The following is a 19,944-nucleotide window of genomic DNA, read 5'->3' on the forward strand; positions in this document are numbered from 1 at the left end:
TCCTTGCATTTCTTGTTTCCTCTTCGTATGATGGGGCTATGGATGGAGCATCACCAGAGTTTCGGGAAGGCGCCTGTTACGATCTGAACAAGGATTCGGACAGTCTGTTCCTTCACTTCGATTATGACGTGCGGAGCGCCCAGGTCAACATGGAGTTCCAGCACTTCCACCGGTATTACGAGATGTTCATCCTCTGTGACAAGGAGGCGGGACACTTGGTGGAAGGCCGGTACTATGCCTTGGTGGAGGGGGACATCGTCCTGCTCAAGCCGGGGTGTCTGCACAAATCAATCTATTTCGAAGGCGGTCCGGTACGGAGGTTGATCATCGCCTTCTCCCTGCCGCAGGAGCATGGGCTTGCCTACAGCATCCGGGGTGTGCTGTCCCTGTTCAACATGGAGAATCCTGTAATCAGGTCTGTCACCGGAGAAGAAGATTGAGTTGTTCCAGATGCTGGATGAGATCGCCGCGGCCAAACGGAACAAGGAGCAGTACTCCGATCTGTACATGTTCTCCCATTTCTGTGATTTCCTGTACGCGTTGAAGGCGGCGGCCGCCCACAATCTGTATGAGAACAAGGAGCTGGGGGAGATGGCACATAAGATCAACACCATCGCCAGCTACATCCACACCCACTACACCGAGCCGATCTCCCTGGAACAGCTGTCCGAGCATTTCTCCATCTCCGATTGCTACCTGTCCCGCAAGTTCAAGGAAGTGTTGGGCTTCCCATTGATCCAGTACATCCAGATGACCCGTGTGCGAGGCGCCCAGCGGCTCCTTCTGACCACCGACCAGAGCATCCAGGACGTGGCGGAGCGGTGCGGGTTCGCGTCGTTCTCCCAGTTCAACCGGGTGTTTGACAAGTACTGTGGTGTCTCTCCCCGAACGTTCCGGAAGATGGGCAGGGAGGGGAAGGCCGAGCTGCGCAGCCTGCGCTTGGAGAATGTCGCCGAGACGACCGGCTACAGCGGCTACCAACAGCAGATCCAGCAGAAAACATCGCAAGATATGCGATAAATCATCCTGTTTCCGGGGAAAACCACAATATCTTTGAGGGGTGAACCGTACTATGATGAGCTCGTCGGAGGTATGACATGCACGTGGTGAGGAACGCCGTCGGAGACGGAAAAGCGAATGACACCCAGGCGGTGCAGGATGCATTGGATCTGGGCGGCGTGGTGGTGTTGGAAAGCGGGAAGACGTACCGGTGCGGCTCGCTTCGCATCCATTCGGAAACCGAGCTGTGCATTGAGACCGGGGGCGGTGTTGCTTGCAAGCGACGACATCAGGGACTACCTGTCCCCGGGGGGCATCGACACGGATGAGAACCGGAGGGTCGGTACTCCCGTGACCCGCAAGCCCGGCTTCGTGTTCCTCCATGCCACGGGAGAACGGAACATCACGCTTTCCGGCGGCGGGGTGATCGACGGCTGTTGCGACGCGTTCGTCCATCGGACCAGTGCCGTATCATCGCGCGGGCAGTTTCTATCCCCGTCCCACCATGGTCTATCTGGAAGGCTGCGCGCACGTGTCCGTCCAAGGTCTGACGTTTCGCAGGGCACCGTTCTGGACGCTGCACATCGCAGGCTGCGACAACGTGCAGGTGGTGGGCGTGACCATCGATAACCCGCTGGACGTGGCCAACAGCGACGGCATTGATCCGGACCACAGCCAGAATGTCCGGATCGTGGGGTGCCACATCCAGTGCGCCGATGACTGCATCTGCTTGAAGAACACCATCGGCAACGACGAATACCATCCGACGCGCAACGTGATCATCGCGGACTGCACGCTGACCTCCACCAGCGCGGCGCTGAAGATCGGGACGGAAGGGGTTGCGGATTTTGAGAACCTGCTGGTCGAGAACTGCATCATCACCGGCTCCAACCGGGGCGTCTCCCTGCAGATCCGCGATGGCGGGTCGGTGCGACAACGTCCGTTTCAGCAATCTGATCATTGAAACGCGGCGCTTCAGCCAGGAGTGGTGGGGAACGGCCGAGCCAATTTCCATCACCTGTCGCGACCGTGATCCCCAGACGCGGTGCGGTACGGTCTCCCATGTGGTGTTCGAGCATATCCAGGCCACCGGGGAGAACGGCGTGCTCTGCTACGCCGACCGTCCGGGCGCCATCTCCGACATTGTCTTTCGGGACGTGCGGGTGACGCTCCGGAAGACCAGCAAGTGGGATGTGGAGGGCCATGACCTCCGGCCCGGCTATCAGGAGCCTTCGCTCCTCAGGGAAAAGGTCCACCCGTTTACGTTTGTGCGGTGCGCCGACATCACGCTGGATGGGGTGACGACACAGGGGGAAGGTTCCTGCCCGGCGTTTGCGGCGGAACCGCTCTCTGTGGAGGACAGTACGGTAAAAAATCGGTGAAAGAGAAAAAGAAATGCGATAATTTTCCTTGTTTGTCGCAAAAATATGGGAATTATTTACTACGAACCCATGATAGCGTGGAATGGTGAGGAGAAAGGAATGAAAGCCAGGGAAAAGCGGAATCCACTGGATCACAATCAAAAATGGGCCTTGTTTTTTTGTGCCCCGAACATGCTGTTTTTTCTCGTGTTTTTTGTGGTGCCAGCCTCCATCGGGCTTTGGTATTCCTTCACCAACTACAACGGTTTGAAGCGGATGGACTATGTTGGCTGGGCCAACTACGCCAATCTCCTGCATGATTCCGAGTTCTGGATGGTGTTGGGAAATACGGTGAAATATGTACTCGTCTCGGTGCCGATCGGGTACGTGGTATCGTTGTTGCTTGCCTTGTTGCTCTCCGATGAGACGATCAAGGGCAATTCGTTCACCCGGGTACTGGTCTACTGGCCGACGTTGATCTCCACCATCATGGTTGGTCTTACCTGGAAATGGATTTTCAGCGAAACGTTCGGCGTCGCCAACTATCTGTTGCAGGCCATCGGCGCCGAGCCGGTGAAGTGGTTCTCCAAGAGCGGTCCCGCGTTCTGGACGACCGTCGTGGCAAGCGTATGGTCGGGATGCGGCGTCAGCATGTTGATCTTCCTGGGGGGCATCAAGCAGATCCCCGCCGAACACTATGACGCGGCGAAGATTGATGGCGCCAATCGCGTCCAGTCGTTCTTTGCCATCACGCTTCCCGCGCTCCGGCCGGTGTCGTTCATGATCATCATGACGTCCATCATCAACGCGTTCAAGGTCTTCGCCATGATCCTGACGTTGACCAACGGCGGCCCGGGAACGGGGACGACGTACATCATCCAGTACATCTATACCACGGGATTCGACAAAATGAAGGTCGGCTATTCCAGCGCGGCTTCCATGATTATGTTCGTCCTTCTTCTGGTCATCTCTTTGATCCAGACGAGAATCAACGAACGCTATTCGGATTGAGGAGGGGATCATGACAGCGGAAAAAACCATGACCGTGGGAAGACCGTCCGTTTGGAACTCGTCCAGCCGGCGTTCCCTGTGGATCAAAAGCATCCTGTCCATTTTGTTCGCCCTGATCTGGGCGTTTCCGGTGGTATGGCTGGTGCTCAGTTCATTCAAGCCCGGTTCGGAGTTGTTCTCCTACCCGTTGACGTTCTTCCCCAAACAGGGGACGTTGGCCAATTACCGCCTGGCGTTCTCCCGGTTCAACATCCTGCGGTACACGTACAACACGGCGTACATCACGGTGTTCGCCACGGTCATCACCATTCTGATGAGCTGCATGTGCGGCTTCGCCCTGGCCAAGTACTCCTACCGGTGGACCAAGGTGTTCTTCATGTGCATGCTGGCCACGACAATGCTCCCCACGGAGATCATCATGAGCCCGAGCTTCACCGTCATCTACAAGCTGGGGTTGTACAACAGCCTGTGGGGATGCATCATCCCCACCGTCGGTACGCTGACCGGGGTGTTCCTGATGCGCCAGTTCTTCATTTCCGTTCCCAATGAACTGTTGGAGGCGGCCCGGATCGACGGGGCGAACGAAGGGACCATTTTCTTCCGTATCATGATGCCGCTGTGCAAACCGCAGATCGCCATTCTGGCCATCTTCTCGTTCCGCTGGCGGTGGAACGACTACATCTGGCCGCTGTTGACATTGCATGCCAAGGAAAAATATACGTTGCAGCTGGCGCTTCGGACGCTCAGCGGCGCAGAGTCGGTGGACTGGGCCACGTTGCTGGCCTCGTCCGTCCTGACGATGATCCCTGTGGTGATCGTGTTCATCATCTTCAACAAGCAGATCATGAGCACCAACGTCGCCAGCGGGGTGAAGGGATAACGCACATACCTGTATGGAATACAGAAGGAGAAAAATATGAAACGAATTGGTTTGACATTGCTGTGCCTGGTGCTGGCTCTGTCGTTGTTCGCCGGTGGTGCTTCCGAGAAAGAGAAATCCGGTGTGGTGAAATTGGAGATTCTGCTTTCCGATGATACGCTGGAGGGCGGCGCGATGGCCAAGGCTGTCGATCGTTTCAACCAGGAATACGCCGACAAAGGCATCCAGGCGGAGATCAACGAAGTCGCGTACGCCGACATCAAATCGCAGATCCAGAACCGTGCGACGGCAAATGATCTGCCGGCGTTGATCAAGACGACTCATTTCGAGCAGTACACCGATTACATCTATCCGCTGGATGGCGTCTGCGATTACACCCCGGACGATTTCGCCGTCAATGGTGTGCGGGGCGGACAGTTTCTCGGTACGCCGGTCAACACGACGGCCGTCGGTATGGTGATCAACAAGACGGCGTTCGACAAGGCCGGGGTTTCCTATCCGGTCAACGAGGAAGACCGCTGGACGTGGGATGAGTTCCTCGCTGCGGTGAAGAAAGTGGTGGCCAATTCGGACTGCGACTACGGTCTGGTCGTCGATCACTCCCAGCAGCGGATCAAGACGATTTTGTACCAGTTCGGTTCCAGCTTCGCCGATGCATCGGGCAAGAAGATCATCTTCGACAGCCCGGAGACCCGCAAGGCGCTCCAGTTCATCGTCGACTTGTACAAGGATGGCGTCTCTCCGGTTTCCGTCGGTCTGGGAACGGACAACGCCCAGTCGGTGTTCAAGACCGGCAAGGCTGCGGCGCACCTGGCGGGCAACTGGGTGATCACCGACTACACGGCCAACATCAAGGATTTCGAATGGACCCCGGTGTTGATGCCGTATGAGAAGGAGAAGGCCACCAGCTTGGGCGGCAACTGGCTGTACGCGTTCAAGGGAACCGGAGTGGAGAAGGAAGCGGTGGAGTTCATCAACTGGTTCTACAAACCGGAGAACTACGCCCAGTACTGCGCCGACGGCAGCTACCTGCCTGGCCGGAAGAACATCGACATCACGTACAACGTTCCGGGCCTGGAGATCTTCAACAAGGAGATCAACGCCTCCAGCGACCTGCCGTCCTACGACAAGAACGTGGAGATCGCCCATCCGGGTTCGTCCTACGGCAACATTATCCGCGATTCGCTGGATCGTGTGATCGCAGGGGAAATCACCATCGACCAGATGATCGACGCTGTGCAGAAGCAGATCAAGGATGCCTATCCTGACATGTCGCTGTAACCGTATCGAAGAGACTGCGGCCGCGTTTGCGGCCGCTTTTTGAGATGCAGGAGGATGCGGTATATGGTGGGTGAGGAGACTCGGATTCGGCAGGCCCTTGACGTATTGGTCCATGGGTTCCATGCCGTGTTGTATGAGGAAGACGAGCAGTTCATCGCCAACATGCGGGGCAAGAACCTCGCAGGGGACGATGTACGGCGTTATCAGTTCTGGGAATGGCCGCAAGGGGTCGGTCTGTTCGGGTTGTACAACCTGTACGAGCAGACGGATGATCCCGCGTATCTTGCCGAATTGGAAGGATACTATGCGACCTGCATGCGGATCGGACTCCCGGCGAAGAACATCAACACCTGCGCTCCGATGCTGACCTTGGCGTTCCTGGCGAAGAAGACGGGAAAGCCCGCCTATCGCGCCCTGTGCGACGAGTGGGCTACCTGGTTGTGCGAGAAGATGCCTCGGACGGAAGAAGGGGGATTCCAGCACATGACCAGTGATTCCCGCAACGACGGGGAGCTGTGGGATGACACGCTGTTCATGGCGGTGTTGTTCTTGGGTGTTTGGGGGAGAATCAGTGGAAACGATCGGTATTCCCAGCTGGCCCAGTACCAGATGCTGGTCCACCAGAAGTATTTGATGGACAAACAGACCGGCTTGTGGTACCACGGCTGGTCGTTTTCCGAACATTCCAACTTCGCCGGTGCGTTTTGGGGCCGGGGAAACTGCTGGATTACGGCGTGCATTCCGCTATTCTTGGCTTATGCGGAGTGTCCGCCTGCGCTCTGCCGCTATCTGACTGGATTGTTGCAGCGTCAGGTTGATGCGCTGGTCCGCTTGCAGGATTCCACGGGTTTGTGGCATACCTTGCTGGATGATCCCACGTCATATCTGGAGGTGAGCGCCACTTGTGGGTTTGGTTTCGGCATGCTGGCCGGGATTCATCAAGGGTTGCTCTCAAGTTCCTGCCGGGAGGCTGCCATGGCGGCGTTGGAGCCGGTACTGGCCAATATTTCTCCGGATGGCGTGGTGGGCAACGTCTCCTATGGTACGCCGATGGGGCGGACCAGCAAGGATTTTTACAAGCATATTCCGCTTCAAAGCATGCCGTACGGGTCGGCGCTTGCCATCCTGTTCCTCTCTGAAGCGTTGAAGGAGTTTGGATGTTCACGATAAGCGGTGATGACCTGTCAGTGATGGTATTGGATCCGGTCGCCGACCGTGACCGGTTGGGAACGCGGTTCACCGCCGCGGGCCAGATGTTCCGGATCACCGATGGGAACGGGATGGATTTGATGAGCGGTCCGACGTTCCCTGATACGTTCAATACGTACGACGCCCAAGGAATTCCCGATTCCTTCAACCATCTTCCCTTGTACGATTCCACGTCACGGGGAGGGGATGTCGGCCGCCTTGCACTGGTGCTGGGTATCGGGGTGGTGGATGGAGAGGCAAACCGTATCATCCGTCCGTCCGTATGGGACATCCGGCGGGAGGCTTCTTCCGCCACGTTCACCGCGCGGGAGCAGTTTGGCCCGTACGATGTCACGTTGGTACGGAACGTTACGATTGCAGGCCGGGTGATCACCTCGCGCACCGAGGTGCACAACGACAGCAACAGGTTTCTCCCGCTTTCCTGGTATCCCCATCCGTTCTTTCCGTTCCATGTCACACGGGATGTGTGCTGGTTCCACACCGCGCCCCAGATGCCGGAGAATTCCGGATACACCTTCTCCGATGGCGTGCTGGAACGTGCGATGGAACCGGATGCCAAAGGCTTTTTCCAACCGTTGACGTACAACAAACCTCAGTCATTGTCCGTCCACATCCTGCATGATCGTGTCGGGGAAGTGGTGATGAAAACGGATTACCCCGTGTGGCATTTCCCCATCTGGGGGAACAACCGCACGTTCTCCGTGGAGCCGTATCTGGAACGGACCGTCTTCCCCGGAGAGCAGTTTGCATGGAATCTGACCTACCGGATGGGATGATATGAAGCACAAGTTCCTGTTCATCTGCACCGCCTCTTTGATGGTGCTGCTCGGAACCAGTGATGCGATGCGGGGAATCTTTACGCCGCTGTTTCGGGAAGGATATGGCTTTTCCGTTGAGCAATTGGGCGTCATCGTCTCGTTGAGTTACGTGGGCAACCTGCTTTGCCTGTTGGCCGGCGGGGTCGTCCTGGATGCCATGGGGAGACGACGTGCGCTGGTGGTGTTTATTCTGCTTCTTGCCGCCAGCGAGTTGTTGCTGCTTCAGGGAAGCAGATTCTCCTTTCTTGCCGTCGGGTTTTTCCTGACGTTGGGGCTTTCCACGCTGCTCAATGCGACGGTCAATCTGATCTCCTCGGAGTTTTCAGAGAAGAAAAAGCTCGCCGTGGTCAACAGCCTGTTCTTCATCCAGGGTGTCGGGACGTCCGGCTCCCAGCTGGTGTTTTCCCATTACGCGTCCAGCCAGGCGGTGTTCTCAGGTCTGGTCGGTGTGCTGGCGGTGACGTTGGCCCTCCTTTCCCTACCGTTCTTCCTTACCCGCTCGTTCGCCCCCAAAGTGCGGGAGACAACGACGACGAAGGGATCCGGGAAGACGGATATGGGCGCGGTGGCGCTCCTTACCGGAGCCCTGGCATTCTATCTGATCGCCGAACATGGTGTCACAAACTATTTGATTTTATACGGTTCCGAGCATTTGAAGCAGAGCGCCGCGACGGCGGGAACGGCGTTGGCCCTGTTCTCCGCGGGGATTATGGTGGGGCGTCTCATCTTGGCCCCGATGGTGGACAGCGTAGGTCCGATCCGGATCATCACCCTGTCCTTGGCGCTGGGATCCGGGGCGTATATCGCGGCGTTCGCCACCAACCATCTGAACATCCTGTTCTTCGCCGGCTTGTTCGTCGCCGTCGTCTATCCGTCTATCGTCGCCGTGGTGTCGGGCTACGCGCCGCCGGCGCTTCGCTCCCGGGTGACTACCGGAGTCATCAGCATCGCCAGCCTGGCCGACGTGCTGTTCAACTTGGGATTCGGCAGGATTGTCGGCAGTCTGGGCTATGGCGTCGCCATGGCGTTGCTCTGTGTCAGCCTGGTCATCGCCCTGCTGTGCATGGGAATCCTGTGGATGCGGACCGCGAAAACCCGGCAAGCATACCATTCCAGAGAGAAGTCAGCGGCTGTTGGGCCTGGTGCAGATGGGGGAGCGGGGAAGCGAACCGAGGACTAGGGATGCACCGACAGAGCAATTTTCTTATGGGTGGGTGCAAGCGGAATTTTCGGGGCTTTGCCGTACAACGTGGTTGCAGGCGCCCTGTATGCTCTTCCAGAAGAAGGATGGGATGGAGTGGCGGATATCATCCCTCCTCACCCCACACCAAACGGTAGTGATCCAAAAAAAAGCAACCCGGATCCGGGTTGCTTAGAGGTGCCGATTGGACTCGAACCAACGCATGACGGTTTTGCAGACCGTTTCCTTACCACTTGGATACGGCACCGACTGAGCCGCCTTCAGTGACAGCAAGATTGACGATACCAGATTCTCTCAGGATAATCAAGGGAGGAGAAACAGGAAATGAAGAAGGCAATCGCTCTGATCATGGTGCTCGTCGCGCTCTGCCCGCTGTTCGCACAAAAGCCCGGGGTTTGGAGCAACTTGTCGCTGGCGGGGCGGTATGGGACGGCAGGCAGTGGAGAATCCGCAGGAGGATTGGGGATGGATTTCGCCCAGTTCGCATATCTAAACCAAAGCACCTTCGGCATCAGCAGCCATGCTTCCGTCCTGTGGGATTTGGGACCGACTCAGACCGCCCAGGTCCGGTTGACCATCGGGCCGGTGGGAACCAGCGTCATCGCCGGAGGAGTGAACCTGTTCTATGGCGTGGGCCTGGCGTCAACGGCTGGCAGTGTTTCCGCATTGGGGGCCATGGGGGAGCTGGGGCTTCGTTTCCGCCTGGCCTCCGATCCTACCGGGGATTTCGCCCTGGTCACCGGAGTGACGGGAACATGGTACTTCTTGTCCACAGACAGAAGTGACGTCCCGTTCCGTGGGGACGTCACCGCCTATGTGGGATGTTCGCTGGGCTTTGACCTGTTGCCTCGGTCCCGGACGCTTCCCGTCTATTACGTCTGATCCAAGCCGACGGACGATTTCAGCTGTTCCTTGGCGTTGGTCACCGCCTGTCCGTACTGCGCGTCCAGCTGTTTCAACGCTTTGTCCAGCATCTTGATGAAATCGGGATCCTGTTCCGGTTTCAGGACGACGTCATCGCCGTACTGCGCCCGGAGCGCCGCCTGTTTCTGTTCCAGCCGTGGCTGGTACTGCCGTTTGGCCTGTTCGGTCATCTGCTGGATCTGGGAAAGATATTGGTCGAAGAACTGTTCCAGTTGCCCCACCAGTCCGATCAAATTGCGGTTGCCGGTCAGGGATGTGAGCTCAGCCACCCGTTTGAACCGTGGCTTGTAGCCGTCGTTCAGCGGAAGGCTGATGTTGTCCACGATGGTGGCCACCACCCCTTTGAGGATCAGATCCTTGTCGTGGCCTTTGTATGCCGCGATTGTTTTCTTGACGGAATCCACCGTCTGTTCTTCATCCTGCAGGAACGCCGCGGCGATCTTCCTTCCTTCCTGGATTTTCTCCGCTGTGGCGATCTTCTCGGGATCGACCTTGATATCCTGCGTTTTTTCCAGCGCGATTTCCCACGCCGACTTAATGACAGACATGCCTGCCTCCTCTCCACCAAGATAGCCAACTTCATCTTCTTGGACAAGCATCGGTTTTCTGGTACAGTACGGGCATGGACTTCGAGCAGTCTATCATGTACGGGTTCGACCTGTTCGGCACGATGATCTTCGCAATCACCGGTGCCGTGAAAGGAGTCCGATGCAAACTGGACATCCTGGGGGTCGTGGTGTTCGCCTGCACCGTGGGGTGCGGAGGCGGCATGCTTCGTGACGTGCTTCTGGGGGCCACCCCGGTCGCCGCGTTCTCCAACAGCGCCTACATCATCATCTGCGTGGCCACCGGACTGGTGATGTTCTTTCTCGCCCCGAAGGTGGTTGGTCGCTGGAGGATCATCCTGTTCAGCGACGCCATCGGGCTGGGGGTGTTCACCGCCCTTGGCATGGCCAAAGGCGCCCTGTACGGCATCGGGCCGGTGGGACAGATTCTCTGCGGCATGTTCTCTGCCGTCGGCGGCGGGGTGATCCGGGACGTGATGTCCAAGTCGGTGCCCATCGTGCTGACCAGTGATTTCTATGCCACGGCCAGCCTGATCGGAGGGGTGGTGTACTTGGTGCTGGAACATTTCGGCATGCCGATGTTCCCCACGTTTGTGATCACCAGCTTCGTGGTGACGATCCTCAGGGTCATCGCCATCCGGTATCAGTTCCACCTTCCTGTGGCGGACACGGCACTGCCGGTTGAGGACCACCTGGAGTTCCATGACAAGAAGGAAAAGGAGCATCACAAATGATACAGACGGAAGCGGTGTATTACCAGGAACCTTATCGGAAGGAACTGGATGCCAAGGTGCTTGCCATTGACGGCAACATTGTCATCCTGGACCGGACGATCTGCTATCCGGAAGGAGGAGGGCAGCCGGGGGACCGTGGGAATGATCGGATCGTCCCGTCTTGTCGATACCCAGAAGACGGACGAGCATGAGATCCGCCACATGGTGGACAAGCCGACCTTCTCCGTCGGGGACGTGGTGCACATCAGCCTGGATTGGCCGCACCGCTACTTCTACATGCAGGAGCATGCCGCCCAGCATACCATCAGCGGAACGCTGTTCACCCGTTTCTCCATCGGGACGGTGGCCGTCCACGAAGGTGAGGATATCCTGACGATCGAGACGAACCAGAATGAGATTTCGCAGGAAACCTGCTACGCGTTGGAGGATGCCGTCAACCAGGTGATCCGTGAGGGGCATGCCATCCGATACGAGCAGATGTCCCATGAAGACGCGGAAAAGTTAGGGATGCGGCGGTCCATCAAGGTGTCCGGCCCGGTGCGGATCGTCGTCATCGACGGCGTGGACATGATCGCCTGCGGAGGTCTCCATGTGGCCAATACCCGGGAGATCGGGCTGGTGCAGTATGTGGGTCAGGAAATGATCCGCTCCCATGTCCGGCTGGTCTTCCGTGTGGCGGAAAACGCACTGAGGGAGATCCGGCACAACCGGAATCTGGTGGAGAAGCTCTGCGCCCTGCACAGCGCCACCCCGGTCGATCTTCTGGAAGTGGAACAACGGCAACTGGATGCCTATCACACCCTGAAGGCGGAGGATGCCCATCTGAAGCTGGATATCTGCCGGTCTCATCTTTCCACGCTCCATGGCATCGCGACCTGGGACATCACCGGTGAGGTGTTTGATCTGAAAGACCTGGCCCAGTGTCTGGATCCCCAGACGGACCTGGCCCTGTGCGCCGTGCGCAAGGAAGGGGAGAAGCTGTACTGGTTGATGGCCTTCTGCGGTTCCTATCGCGGTTTCGCGTTTAACGCCCACCGGACGGATCTTCTCGGTCCGATCCACGGCAAAGGCGGCGGCCGAGACCCGCTGTACCAAGGCATGGGGGAAGGGGCGCCGGAAGCGTTGTTTCAGGCCTTCTCCCGCGTCTTGGAGTAGATGATCAGATCGTCGTCATCGTCCTCCATGCCGTAGTTCGCTCGGAAGTAGTGGCGTACCTTGTACGTCTGGAAGAACCCCATTCCCAGGTAAAACCGCTGGTTGTCGTCGTTTTCCGCCGAGCCTGCCATCAACGTGGCCAGGTCGGGGTAGTGGGAGTAGACAAACGAGACCAACGCCGTACCATACCCTTTTCTTCGCGCGTCCTTCCGTACGGCGATGTTCTTGATCTCATACAACCCGTCCCCTTCTTTGGTCACCAGGCAGACGCCGATGGGATTGGGGTCAGAGAGGACGAACAGCTCTCCTCGGTCCAGATAGTCGGCAAGAATCTCGTCGTCTTCCTCGCAGAGGTGAAGCAGATCAAGGTACTTCCGTTTGTCCGTTTCCTGGGTGATCGTCATGCCTGCATCTCCTTCTGGGCTTCGGCGATGACCATGTCGGTCCGTGCCGGAGCATCCCCGATGTAGTCGCTGGCGTCCAGGAACGAGGCGATCTCCTCTTTGGACAGGTAGCGGAGCATCGTGGCGTTGGATGAAAGCTCGTCTTTCAGCGGGTTTGGCTTGCCGTTCTGGACGGCATCCCACGCCTTCAGCGACGCCTCACGAATCTCCTCGTGCATCTTCTGCCGGTCGGCGCCTTTGCGCCCCAACTCCATCAGAAGGCGTTCGCTGGATGCGAACAGCCCGTAGGTGTCAAGGTTCCGTTTCACTGCCCCTTGGTGGATCACCATGCCGGTGACCACTTTGGTCGCCGTGAGGAGAATCTCGTCGGTGGTCAAAAACAGCGAGGGGAGGATCAAGCGGCGGTTTGCCGAGTCATCCAGCGTCCGTTCCAACAGCATGTACGACGTGTTCTGCCACAGCGGAGCGGTCAGGGAGGATGCGTACCGCGCCAGGCTGTCGATCTTCTCGCTGTTGATGGGATTGCGTTTGAACGGCATGGCGGACGAGCCGACCTGCTTGGAGCCGAACGGCTCGCTCCATTCCCCGATGGGGGGGCTCATCAGAATCCGGAAGTCAATGGCGAACTGGGCCAGCGTCGCGTCCAGGTTGGAGATCGCCTGGGCGATCCTCAGATCCTGCTTTCGGCTGTACACCTGGGTGGCGGCGGTGAAACTGGAGAGTCCCAACGTGTCCATCACCTTCCGTTCCAGATCAAACGTGGTCATCCCGGTGCCCTTGAGCAGTTCCCCATAGCTCGCCGATGTGCCGACGGCTCCTTTCATCCCTTTGCCACGGATTGTCTTACGGACCTGTTTCAGTTCCCTGAGATCCTCGGTCAGATCCTGTGCCGTCTGGGCGAACCGGTAGCCGATGGTGGTCGGTTCGGCCGGTTGGATGTGGGTGAACGCCATGCAGGGGGTATCGCGGTAGATTCGCATCTTCTCGACGAAAGCGGACAGCAGCTTCTTCACTTTGGCGATGATCTCGTCCATTGCCTCGGAGAGGCGGAGCGCCTCGGCGTTGTCCTCGATGTCCATGCTGGTCGCCCCGAGGTGGATGATGGCTCCCGCGGTGGGGCACTGTTCGGCGTAGGTCCGGATCTCCGCCATCAGATCGTGGTGGATCTCCGCCTCGATCTGGGAAGACCTGTCGATGTCGATGTCCTGTTGGTGGGCTTTCAGCTCGGCGACCTGTTCGTCGGTGACGAGCCCTGCGTCATGCTCTGCTTCCGCCAAGGCCACCCAGACCTTTCGGAGCAGAATCCGTTTGTGCTGTTCGGAAAAAAGTGAGCGCATCGCCGCGCTCCCGTATCTCCACGTCAAAGGGGAGATGTACGTGTCATGGGTGAAGGTTGCCATTGGATACCTCGCACCCACAACTCTAGCAGGCGATGCGCCTTTTTGCAACGAGGCTGGGGTTACTCCACGTACCGGATGGATTCCCAGGCGGTGTTGTAGGCGTCCAGATACTGGCCCAGGTCGTCCTTCAGCTCACAGTTGCGCAGGTCATCCACCGTGTAGAACGGCGTGGTGGTCCGGTAGGTGTCAGCTTCCGGGTTCACCGAGGCGGGGAAGTGGAAGCGATCCAGGAACTGTGCGTAGTTCTTCGGGTCGTGGATGTAGTTGATGAACGCCATGGCCAGGTCGTAGTGCTTGGCGCCTTTGGGGATGCACAGCGAATCGATGTACATCGGGCCGCCTTTCTCCGGAATGAAGAAATCGACGTCGCCCCATTTCTCTTCGGGAAGCTCCTCGAAGATGCCTTCGGCATAGCCCTGCACCACGTAGTACTCACCCTGGGCGAAGCTCTTGGCGAATCCTTCGGCGTCAAACTTCACCAGGTTCGGTTTCCATTGGTATTTGACCAGTTGGCGTGCCTTCTCCAGCTCGTCCATGTTGGTGGTGTTGACCGAGTAGCCCAGGTAGGAGAGGGCGTCTCCCAGCACTTCCCGCATGTCGTCCAGCATGCACATCCGTCCGGCAAGGCGGGTGTCTGCGAAGATCGACCAGTCACGGGTGTAATCGGAGACCATCTTCTTGTTGACGGCCACTCCCGCCGCTCCCATGTAGTACGGGACGCTGTACTCCATCTTCGGGTCATACAGCGCTTTCTCCAGAACCAGGTCGGAGATGTACTTTGAGTTGGGGAACTTGGCGGGATCGATCTTCTCCAGCATGTCCTGCGCCTTCATGATGGAGACGTAGTCGCCGGAGGGGACGATGATGTCGTATCCGGCGCCGTTGCCGGCGGCCTTCAGCTTGGCGTACATCTCCTCGTTGCTGGCGAAGTAGTCCAGCACCACCTCACAGTCATACTCCTTGGAGAAGGACTCGATGATGGAATCCGGCGTGTAGTATGACCAGTTGTAGATGTACAGTTTTCTTTCCGAGGAACTTTTGCTTGATGTGGATCCGGAATCGGAAGATCCCGAATTTTTGCTGCAACCGAAGAACAGCACGGGAAGCAGCGACAGAACCAACAAGAACAGTTTTGCAGATTTTTTGTTCATCTCAAAACGCTCCGAAAAAAGGTGTCACGCCGCATCAGAATTGGTAACACCAGTGACCGTGCGGTGTCTTGCAAAAAAGCTAGCCAATTCTTTCCTTAATTCCGGAAAACAGTCAAGGAGCGTGATGGGGGGGAATCAGGGAAAATCCTGCAATTTTTTTGTGATTTCTGTAACGATGGGAAAAAAAAGACCGCCCAGGAGCAATCCCGGGCGGCTGTAAGGACTACCGAATGATGATCTGGTCGCGTTCCGGACCAACGGAGATGTAGGTGATCGGGCACCCGCAGAGCTCCTCCAGACGAGTGACGAACGCCTGCGCTTTGGAGGGGAGATCGTTCCACGTTCTGGCCGCGGTGGTGTCACACATCCATCCGTCGTACTCCTCGTAGATCGGTTTCGCCTTCTCCTGTCCCTTGGTGTCCGGCAGGTAATTGGTTTTCTTTCCATCCCCCATGTCGTAGGCGACGCACACCTTGATCTTGGGGAACGTATCCAGTACGTCCAGCTTGGTCAGGGCGATGTCGGTGAAGCCGTTGACCCAGCATCCGAACTCCACGGCGACGGCGTCAAACCAACCGGTTCTCCGTGGTCTGCCGGTGGTTGCGCCGAACTCCCCTCCGATCTTCCTGAGTTTTTCACCGTCTTCGTCAAACAGCTCGGTGGGGTACGGGCCTCCACCGACGCAGGTGGAGTAGGCCTTGGCCACGCCGATCACCTTGTCGATCTTCCGGGGTGCGATGCCCGCACCGGTGCAGGCGCCGCCTGCGGTGGGGTTGCTGCTGGTGGTGTACGGATAGATGCCCCAGTCCAGATCCCGCATGATGCCAAGCTGTCCTTCCAGCAAAATGTTCTTGCCGGTCTTGTAGGCGTCACGGACGATGGGCAGCGTGTCGACGATTCTTTTTCCGAACTTCTCCCGCCAAGAGGCGCAGAGGGCAAGCAGGTCCTCTTCCTTGTACTCGGGCAGTCCGTAGTAGGCAAGCTCACGGTTCTTCAGGGGAAGTACCATCTCCAGACGGAGCTTCAGGTAGTCGGGATCCAACAGATCCCCGGCGCGCAGTCCGCTCCGGGCCGACTTGTCGGCGTAGCAGGGGCCGATGCCCCGTTTGGTCGTCCCGATCTTCTGGGCGTTGGAGCGTTTGTTTTCCTCAGCGCCATCCAGGGCGCAGTGGTACGGCATGATCAGATGGGCGCGGGTGTCGATGAACAGGTTGCTGGTGTCGACGTGCTTCTCTTCCAGATGCTTGAGCTCTTCTTCCATGGTGGTGAAGTTCACCACCGCTCCCGCGTCCACGATGTTGATGGTGTGGGGATTGAAGATGCCGCTGGGGATGATGTGCAGGGCGAATTTTCCCTTTTCGTTGACCACGGTATGTCCTGCGTTGTCGCCGCCTTGGTAACGGATGGCCACGTCAGCCTTCTGGGCGATGTAGTCGACGATGCGTCCTTTCCCCTCGTCGCCGGATTGGGCTCCGATTACGGATATGACACTCATTACTTTCCCTCCTCGCGCTGTTTGCGTTCCATTTCATTGTGCTCGTCGATGTCGATGGCATCCCACGGGTATTTGATCCATTCATCGGGGATTTCCTCTCCGACGTAGTATCGTTTGATCTCGCTGGGCATCTCGACGTCTTTCTTCTTCAGTTTATTGTGCAGCACCAGCACGGCGATTTCCTTCGGCTTGTACTTCAACAGTTCCCCAACGCAGTAGGCCAGCGTGGTGCGGGTGTCGTCCACCTCGTCGATCAACAGGATGTTCTTGCCGGTCAGCTGGTTGGCCACCTCGTCGATCCACTGGATCTTCGTCGGATGGTCCCGATGGGTGTGGTCCACTCCGTAGTAGGAGATTCCCACCGCGTAGATCGGGCGGTTGATGAACGTCTTCAGGATACGGGCGGGAATGAACCCGCCGCTTCCGATGGCGACGATCAGGTCGGGATTGTAGCCGGTGGCCATCAGCCGCTCGGCAAGCGATTTGACCAGTTTGTGCACTTTCGTGTAGGAAACGTAATACTTCTGTTCGTCCATTCCAAACCTCACTTCTGCGGATACATCTCTGCAATGTACGGAAGCGTGCGATGCTTTTCGTTGTAGTCCAGACCGTAACCGACCACCCAGACGTCGGGGATGGTGAAGCCACAGTAGTCGATCTCCACCGGCACGACGTGGCGGTCCGGCTTGTCCAGCAATACGGCGGTCTTCACCGACAGGGGTTTGCGCTCCTTGAACATGCGGATCAGGTAGTCCAGCGTGTAGCCGGAATCCAGAATGTCCTCGACGATCAGGACGTTCTTTCCTTCCATGTTCTGACGGGTGTCCATCAACAGGCGGACGTTGCCGGAGGTTTTCTCCCCTTGATAGGAAGAAAGCGCGATGAAATCGACGATGTGCTCCTTGGTAAGGTTTCTGGTCAGGTCGGCGGTGAAGATGAACGCGCCCTTCAGAACGCCGACGATCAAAAGCTCTCCTTTGTCCTGGTAGTCGTTGTCGATCTGGCGGGCCAATTCGGTGACCCTGCGTCCGATGGTGTTGGCGTCGATGAGAACGCTCTTCAGATCCTCAGACAACGCAGGGATTGCTAGAGACTGTGGCATGATGGCTCCTCTCTGAAATCGGTTGTACGGATATGTATGGAATATCCGAAAAGAGGGGCTGTGTCAATGAAAGAGGCGCAAGGGGCTTCGCGCCTGATGGACAAACCGGGGGCTTTGGTGAAGAATGGTGCCATGGCTTTTTTGGTCTTCCGGCAACTGGTCGAGATGCTCCTTCTCATCGGTCTGAGTTTCGGCGTTTCCCGCCTGATGCACTACGGGGACAAGGAAGCGCAGTATCTATCCTTCCTGCTCCTGTACGTCATCGCCCCGGCGATCGTCATCGATCCCTACAACATCCCGTTTGAGCCCGAGCGGTTCCACAACACGTTGGTCATGCTGCTCTTTTCGCTGAGCGGTATGCTTCTGCTCATCGCCCTTTCCCAGTTCGTACCCCGCAAGCATGCCGACGCGTCGCTTGCGGCCATCGACCGGATGGGGACGGTGTACTCCAACTGCGGATACATCGGAATTCCCATCGTCCAGGCTGCGATGGGTCCGGAGGCGACGTTCTACATCGTTCCGTACCTGTTGATGTTCAACACGATCTTCTGGATCCATGGACAGTACGTGATGACCGGGCACCTCAGCGTCAAGGCGGTGGTCACCAAACCGATGATCATCGGTTCGTTGTTCGCCTTCCTGCTGTTCGTCAGCCCCTGGACACTGCCTCCGATCATCGGGGAGACAATCTCTTCGCTCAGTTCGCTGAACATGCCGCTTTCCATGTTCCTGTTGGGAATCCTGTTCGCCAATTTCAAACGGGCAAAGAACGGAGAGGGCTTCCCCGCCCGTCGGATGGTGATGGTCTTCATCCTCCGTCTGGTGGTCAGTCCGTTGTTGATCATCCTCTGCTTCCTTCCGCTTCGCGGTGTTTTGGACGCCCAGCCAATCCTGAAGACGCTGGCGTTGATCATCGTCATCGTGTCCGCCTGCCCCTGCGGGGTGAATATCAGCACGGCGGCGGTGCTGTTCCATAAGAATTCCTCCTATGCGGGTCTGCTTGTCATGGGGACGACCATCCTGTCGGTGGTCACCATTCCGGTGTTCACCAAGCTGGCGGAACGAGTATTGTAGACAACAAACCTGTTGGTAAAAGGACAATATCTTTCTTGCGGATTCACCCAACCCATAGTACAGTTACCTGGGGGCCATGTGGTTCCAAGGAGGTTTTTTGCTATGAAAAAGGTGTGTTCCATTGTGGCGATGCTGGGATTGGGGGTTTCCCTGCTGTTCGCCGGAGGAGCTTCGGAGACCGCAGCAACGGCTACGGGAATCGTGCCGGACAAAACGGTGACGGGCAACATCATGATCTATACCTCGATCTACGAGGATATCGTCACCATGATGGATAACGCGTTGGCTGAGAAGTTCCCCAACTGTAACATCGAATTCTTCCAGGGAGGAACCGGAAAAATCCAGACCAAGGTTGCCGGTGAAATGGCGACGGGGAAACTGGGATGTGACATGATGCTGGTCGCCGAACCTGCCTACTCATTGGAGCTGAATGAGGATGGATACCTGCACAAGTATCTTTCCCCGAACCGCGCCAATCTCCGGTTCGACTACGACAAGGAAGGGGCATGGTACCCGGTGCGTGTCTGCAACATGGTGCTTGCATACAATCCTGAGATGTACAAGCCATCGGATCTTGCCACCTCGTACAAGGATTTCGCCACCAATCCCGCATTGAAGGGATACATCTCCATGGGCAACCCGCTGACCAGCGGGACGACGATGGCTGCCGCCGCGGCGCTGTCGGAGAAATACGGGTATGTGTACTTCGACCAACTGGGAAAACAACAGATCATGATCGAAAGCGGTTCCACCGCGTTGGCCAAGCTGGAGACCGGCGAATGCAAGGAGCTGATGATCCTGGAAGAGTCCGTTCTGAAGAAACGGGAAGAAGAGGGAAGTTCCATTTCCGTCATCTATCCGGATGATGGCGTGATTCTGATTCCTTCCACCGTGATGACGGTCGCCGGCGACAAATCGGCGAACAACAACATCGCCTCCTGTGAGAAGGTGACGGACTGGTTGCTCAGCGAGGAAGGCCAGAAGTTCATCGTCAAAGGGTGGATGCATTCCGTTCTGAAAGGATGGAACAGTGGTGATCATATCCCATATGACAGCATCAGTACGGATGATTTGATCAAAAAGGACATGGGGCTGGATTGGGTACGCTGCTACCAGCAACGCACCGAGATCCGCGAGGCCTTCGAGAAATCTGTTTCTCTTTCCAAGTAACCTATGTTG

The 19,944-nt window shown here is 57.4% G+C and carries 24 protein-coding genes and 1 tRNA gene; 17 read left to right on the top strand and 8 right to left on the bottom strand.

Annotation, left to right across the window (positions count from 1 at the left end; all coding sequences use genetic code 11):
* Positions 1 to 38 precede the first annotated feature (38 nt).
* The 11 genes from LKE28_07335 (at position 39) to LKE28_07385 (ending at position 8,739) form a co-directional block, all read left to right on the top strand.
* Positions 39 to 440 (top strand): AraC family ligand binding domain-containing protein, encoded by a 402-nt coding sequence (locus LKE28_07335; protein MCH3908041.1) that lies wholly within the window; start codon positions 39 to 41, stop codon positions 438 to 440.
* A 10-nt stretch (positions 441 to 450) separates the two neighbouring features.
* Entirely contained in the window at positions 451 to 1,020 is a 570-nt protein-coding gene (locus LKE28_07340; protein MCH3908042.1) for an AraC family transcriptional regulator, read from the top strand.
* 77 nt (positions 1,021 to 1,097) lie between these two features.
* Positions 1,098 to 1,328, top strand: a complete 231-nt coding sequence (locus LKE28_07345) for a hypothetical protein (protein MCH3908043.1) — start codon at positions 1,098 to 1,100, stop codon at positions 1,326 to 1,328.
* A gap of 134 nt (positions 1,329 to 1,462) precedes the next feature.
* Positions 1,463 to 1,963: a glycosyl hydrolase family 28 protein gene (locus LKE28_07350; protein MCH3908044.1), complete on the top strand. Its 501-nt coding sequence runs from the start codon at positions 1,463 to 1,465 to the stop codon at positions 1,961 to 1,963.
* Positions 1,917 to 2,381 carry a hypothetical protein gene (locus LKE28_07355; protein MCH3908045.1) on the top strand — a complete coding sequence of 155 codons (465 nt, stop codon included), beginning with the start codon at positions 1,917 to 1,919 and terminating at the stop codon, positions 2,379 to 2,381. The genes LKE28_07350 and LKE28_07355 overlap by 47 nt, the downstream gene beginning before the upstream one ends.
* Before the next feature lie 186 nt (positions 2,382 to 2,567).
* Positions 2,568 to 3,371, top strand: a complete 804-nt coding sequence (locus LKE28_07360) for a sugar ABC transporter permease (protein ID MCH3908046.1) — start codon at positions 2,568 to 2,570, stop codon at positions 3,369 to 3,371.
* A 10-nt stretch (positions 3,372 to 3,381) separates the two neighbouring features.
* A complete protein-coding gene (locus LKE28_07365) occupies positions 3,382 to 4,251 on the top strand; it encodes a carbohydrate ABC transporter permease (GenBank protein ID MCH3908047.1) in 870 nt (289 codons plus the stop codon).
* 36 nt (positions 4,252 to 4,287) lie between these two features.
* Entirely contained in the window at positions 4,288 to 5,532 is a 1,245-nt protein-coding gene (locus LKE28_07370) for a sugar ABC transporter substrate-binding protein (protein ID MCH3908048.1), read from the top strand.
* 54 nt (positions 5,533 to 5,586) lie between these two features.
* Entirely contained in the window at positions 5,587 to 6,702 is a 1,116-nt protein-coding gene (locus tag LKE28_07375; protein MCH3908049.1) for a glycoside hydrolase family 88 protein, read from the top strand.
* Positions 6,690 to 7,517, top strand: coding sequence for a hypothetical protein (locus LKE28_07380; GenBank protein MCH3908050.1), 828 nt, complete (start codon positions 6,690 to 6,692; stop codon positions 7,515 to 7,517). The genes LKE28_07375 and LKE28_07380 overlap by 13 nt, the downstream gene beginning before the upstream one ends.
* 1 nt (position 7,518) lies before the next feature.
* Entirely contained in the window at positions 7,519 to 8,739 is a 1,221-nt protein-coding gene (locus tag LKE28_07385; GenBank protein ID MCH3908051.1) for an MFS transporter, read from the top strand.
* A 196-nt stretch (positions 8,740 to 8,935) separates the two neighbouring features.
* Here the strand turns inward: LKE28_07385 and LKE28_07390 are convergent.
* A tRNA-Cys gene (locus LKE28_07390) sits at positions 8,936 to 9,007 on the bottom strand.
* 77 nt (positions 9,008 to 9,084) lie between these two features.
* Here LKE28_07390 and LKE28_07395 point away from each other — a divergent pair.
* Positions 9,085 to 9,642 carry a hypothetical protein gene (locus tag LKE28_07395; protein MCH3908052.1) on the top strand — a complete coding sequence of 186 codons (558 nt, stop codon included), beginning with the start codon at positions 9,085 to 9,087 and terminating at the stop codon, positions 9,640 to 9,642.
* On the opposite strand, the gene LKE28_07400 is transcribed toward LKE28_07395, so the two are convergent.
* Entirely contained in the window at positions 9,633 to 10,232 is a 600-nt protein-coding gene (locus tag LKE28_07400; protein ID MCH3908053.1) for a hypothetical protein, read from the bottom strand. The two genes, LKE28_07395 and LKE28_07400, sit on opposite strands and share 10 nt — an antisense overlap.
* 95 nt (positions 10,233 to 10,327) lie before the next feature.
* Here LKE28_07400 and LKE28_07405 point away from each other — a divergent pair, with 95 nt between their 5' ends.
* The 3 genes from LKE28_07405 to LKE28_07415 are packed head-to-tail and all read left to right on the top strand — an operon-like array spanning position 10,328 to position 12,139.
* Positions 10,328 to 10,984 (top strand): trimeric intracellular cation channel family protein, encoded by a 657-nt coding sequence (locus LKE28_07405; protein ID MCH3908054.1) that lies wholly within the window; start codon positions 10,328 to 10,330, stop codon positions 10,982 to 10,984.
* Positions 10,981 to 11,175, top strand: a complete 195-nt coding sequence (locus LKE28_07410) for an alanine--tRNA ligase-related protein (GenBank protein ID MCH3908055.1) — start codon at positions 10,981 to 10,983, stop codon at positions 11,173 to 11,175. Before LKE28_07405 ends, LKE28_07410 begins: the two co-directional genes overlap by 4 nt.
* Positions 11,126 to 12,139, top strand: coding sequence for an alanyl-tRNA editing protein (locus LKE28_07415; GenBank protein MCH3908056.1), 1,014 nt, complete (start codon positions 11,126 to 11,128; stop codon positions 12,137 to 12,139). Before LKE28_07410 ends, LKE28_07415 begins: the two co-directional genes overlap by 50 nt.
* On the opposite strand, the gene LKE28_07420 is transcribed toward LKE28_07415, so the two are convergent.
* From LKE28_07420 to hpt, 6 genes are all read right to left on the bottom strand, one after another.
* The gene (locus tag LKE28_07420) at positions 12,112 to 12,543 is read right to left on the bottom strand and encodes a GNAT family N-acetyltransferase (GenBank protein MCH3908057.1); all 432 of its coding nucleotides are present in this window, start codon (positions 12,541 to 12,543) and stop codon (positions 12,112 to 12,114) included. The genes LKE28_07415 and LKE28_07420 overlap by 28 nt on opposite strands.
* Positions 12,540 to 13,880, bottom strand: coding sequence for an adenylosuccinate lyase (purB, locus tag LKE28_07425; protein MCH3908058.1), 1,341 nt, complete (start codon positions 13,878 to 13,880; stop codon positions 12,540 to 12,542). The genes LKE28_07420 and purB overlap by 4 nt, the downstream gene beginning before the upstream one ends.
* Before the next feature lie 122 nt (positions 13,881 to 14,002).
* The gene (locus LKE28_07430) at positions 14,003 to 15,094 is read right to left on the bottom strand and encodes an extracellular solute-binding protein (protein MCH3908059.1); all 1,092 of its coding nucleotides are present in this window, start codon (positions 15,092 to 15,094) and stop codon (positions 14,003 to 14,005) included.
* Positions 15,095 to 15,317: 223 nt separating this feature from the next.
* Positions 15,318 to 16,589: an adenylosuccinate synthase gene (locus LKE28_07435; protein ID MCH3908060.1), complete on the bottom strand. Its 1,272-nt coding sequence runs from the start codon at positions 16,587 to 16,589 to the stop codon at positions 15,318 to 15,320.
* Positions 16,589 to 17,125 carry a phosphoribosyltransferase gene (locus LKE28_07440; GenBank protein ID MCH3908061.1) on the bottom strand — a complete coding sequence of 179 codons (537 nt, stop codon included), beginning with the start codon at positions 17,123 to 17,125 and terminating at the stop codon, positions 16,589 to 16,591. Before LKE28_07440 ends, LKE28_07435 begins: the two co-directional genes overlap by 1 nt.
* An 8-nt stretch (positions 17,126 to 17,133) precedes the next feature.
* On the bottom strand, positions 17,134 to 17,691 hold the full coding sequence (gene hpt, locus LKE28_07445) for a hypoxanthine phosphoribosyltransferase (protein ID MCH3908062.1): 558 nt from the start codon (positions 17,689 to 17,691) through the stop codon (positions 17,134 to 17,136).
* A 66-nt stretch (positions 17,692 to 17,757) separates the two neighbouring features.
* On the opposite strand from hpt, the gene LKE28_07450 reads away from it, so the two are divergent.
* Together LKE28_07450 and LKE28_07455 are read left to right on the top strand one after the other, a co-directional pair.
* On the top strand, positions 17,758 to 18,765 hold the full coding sequence (locus LKE28_07450; GenBank protein ID MCH3908063.1) for an AEC family transporter: 1,008 nt from the start codon (positions 17,758 to 17,760) through the stop codon (positions 18,763 to 18,765).
* A 102-nt stretch (positions 18,766 to 18,867) separates the two neighbouring features.
* The gene (locus LKE28_07455) at positions 18,868 to 19,935 is read left to right on the top strand and encodes an ABC transporter substrate-binding protein (protein ID MCH3908064.1); all 1,068 of its coding nucleotides are present in this window, start codon (positions 18,868 to 18,870) and stop codon (positions 19,933 to 19,935) included.
* Positions 19,936 to 19,944 lie beyond the last annotated feature (9 nt).

This window comes from Sphaerochaeta sp. (genome assembly GCA_022482495.1).
Taxonomy (GTDB): domain Bacteria; phylum Spirochaetota; class Spirochaetia; order Sphaerochaetales; family Sphaerochaetaceae; genus RUG023.

Excerpts from the sequence above, each read along its gene's own strand:
- LKE28_07335 (MCH3908041.1), top strand. The coding sequence starts at position 39 with ATGGATGGAGCATCACCAGAGTTTCGGGAAGGCGCCTGTTACGATCTG.
- LKE28_07340 (MCH3908042.1), top strand. The coding sequence starts at position 451 with ATGCTGGATGAGATCGCCGCGGCCAAACGGAACAAGGAGCAGTACTCC.
- LKE28_07345 (MCH3908043.1), top strand. The coding sequence starts at position 1,098 with ATGCACGTGGTGAGGAACGCCGTCGGAGACGGAAAAGCGAATGACACC.
- LKE28_07355 (MCH3908045.1), top strand. The coding sequence starts at position 1,917 with ATGGCGGGTCGGTGCGACAACGTCCGTTTCAGCAATCTGATCATTGAA.
- LKE28_07365 (MCH3908047.1), top strand. The coding sequence starts at position 3,382 with ATGACAGCGGAAAAAACCATGACCGTGGGAAGACCGTCCGTTTGGAAC.
- LKE28_07370 (MCH3908048.1), top strand. The coding sequence starts at position 4,288 with ATGAAACGAATTGGTTTGACATTGCTGTGCCTGGTGCTGGCTCTGTCG.
- LKE28_07375 (MCH3908049.1), top strand. The coding sequence starts at position 5,587 with ATGCGGTATATGGTGGGTGAGGAGACTCGGATTCGGCAGGCCCTTGAC.
- LKE28_07380 (MCH3908050.1), top strand. The coding sequence starts at position 6,690 with ATGTTCACGATAAGCGGTGATGACCTGTCAGTGATGGTATTGGATCCG.
- LKE28_07385 (MCH3908051.1), top strand. The coding sequence starts at position 7,519 with ATGAAGCACAAGTTCCTGTTCATCTGCACCGCCTCTTTGATGGTGCTG.
- LKE28_07395 (MCH3908052.1), top strand. The coding sequence starts at position 9,085 with ATGAAGAAGGCAATCGCTCTGATCATGGTGCTCGTCGCGCTCTGCCCG.
- LKE28_07400 (MCH3908053.1), bottom strand. The coding sequence starts at position 10,232 with ATGTCTGTCATTAAGTCGGCGTGGGAAATCGCGCTGGAAAAAACGCAG.
- LKE28_07405 (MCH3908054.1), top strand. The coding sequence starts at position 10,328 with ATGTACGGGTTCGACCTGTTCGGCACGATGATCTTCGCAATCACCGGT.
- LKE28_07410 (MCH3908055.1), top strand. The coding sequence starts at position 10,981 with ATGATACAGACGGAAGCGGTGTATTACCAGGAACCTTATCGGAAGGAA.
- LKE28_07415 (MCH3908056.1), top strand. The coding sequence starts at position 11,126 with ATGATCGGATCGTCCCGTCTTGTCGATACCCAGAAGACGGACGAGCAT.
- LKE28_07420 (MCH3908057.1), bottom strand. The coding sequence starts at position 12,543 with ATGACGATCACCCAGGAAACGGACAAACGGAAGTACCTTGATCTGCTT.
- purB (MCH3908058.1), bottom strand. The coding sequence starts at position 13,880 with ATGCGCTCACTTTTTTCCGAACAGCACAAACGGATTCTGCTCCGAAAG.
- LKE28_07430 (MCH3908059.1), bottom strand. The coding sequence starts at position 15,094 with ATGAACAAAAAATCTGCAAAACTGTTCTTGTTGGTTCTGTCGCTGCTT.
- LKE28_07435 (MCH3908060.1), bottom strand. The coding sequence starts at position 16,589 with ATGAGTGTCATATCCGTAATCGGAGCCCAATCCGGCGACGAGGGGAAA.
- LKE28_07440 (MCH3908061.1), bottom strand. The coding sequence starts at position 17,125 with ATGGACGAACAGAAGTATTACGTTTCCTACACGAAAGTGCACAAACTG.
- hpt (MCH3908062.1), bottom strand. The coding sequence starts at position 17,691 with ATGCCACAGTCTCTAGCAATCCCTGCGTTGTCTGAGGATCTGAAGAGC.
- LKE28_07450 (MCH3908063.1), top strand. The coding sequence starts at position 17,758 with ATGAAAGAGGCGCAAGGGGCTTCGCGCCTGATGGACAAACCGGGGGCT.
- LKE28_07455 (MCH3908064.1), top strand. The coding sequence starts at position 18,868 with ATGAAAAAGGTGTGTTCCATTGTGGCGATGCTGGGATTGGGGGTTTCC.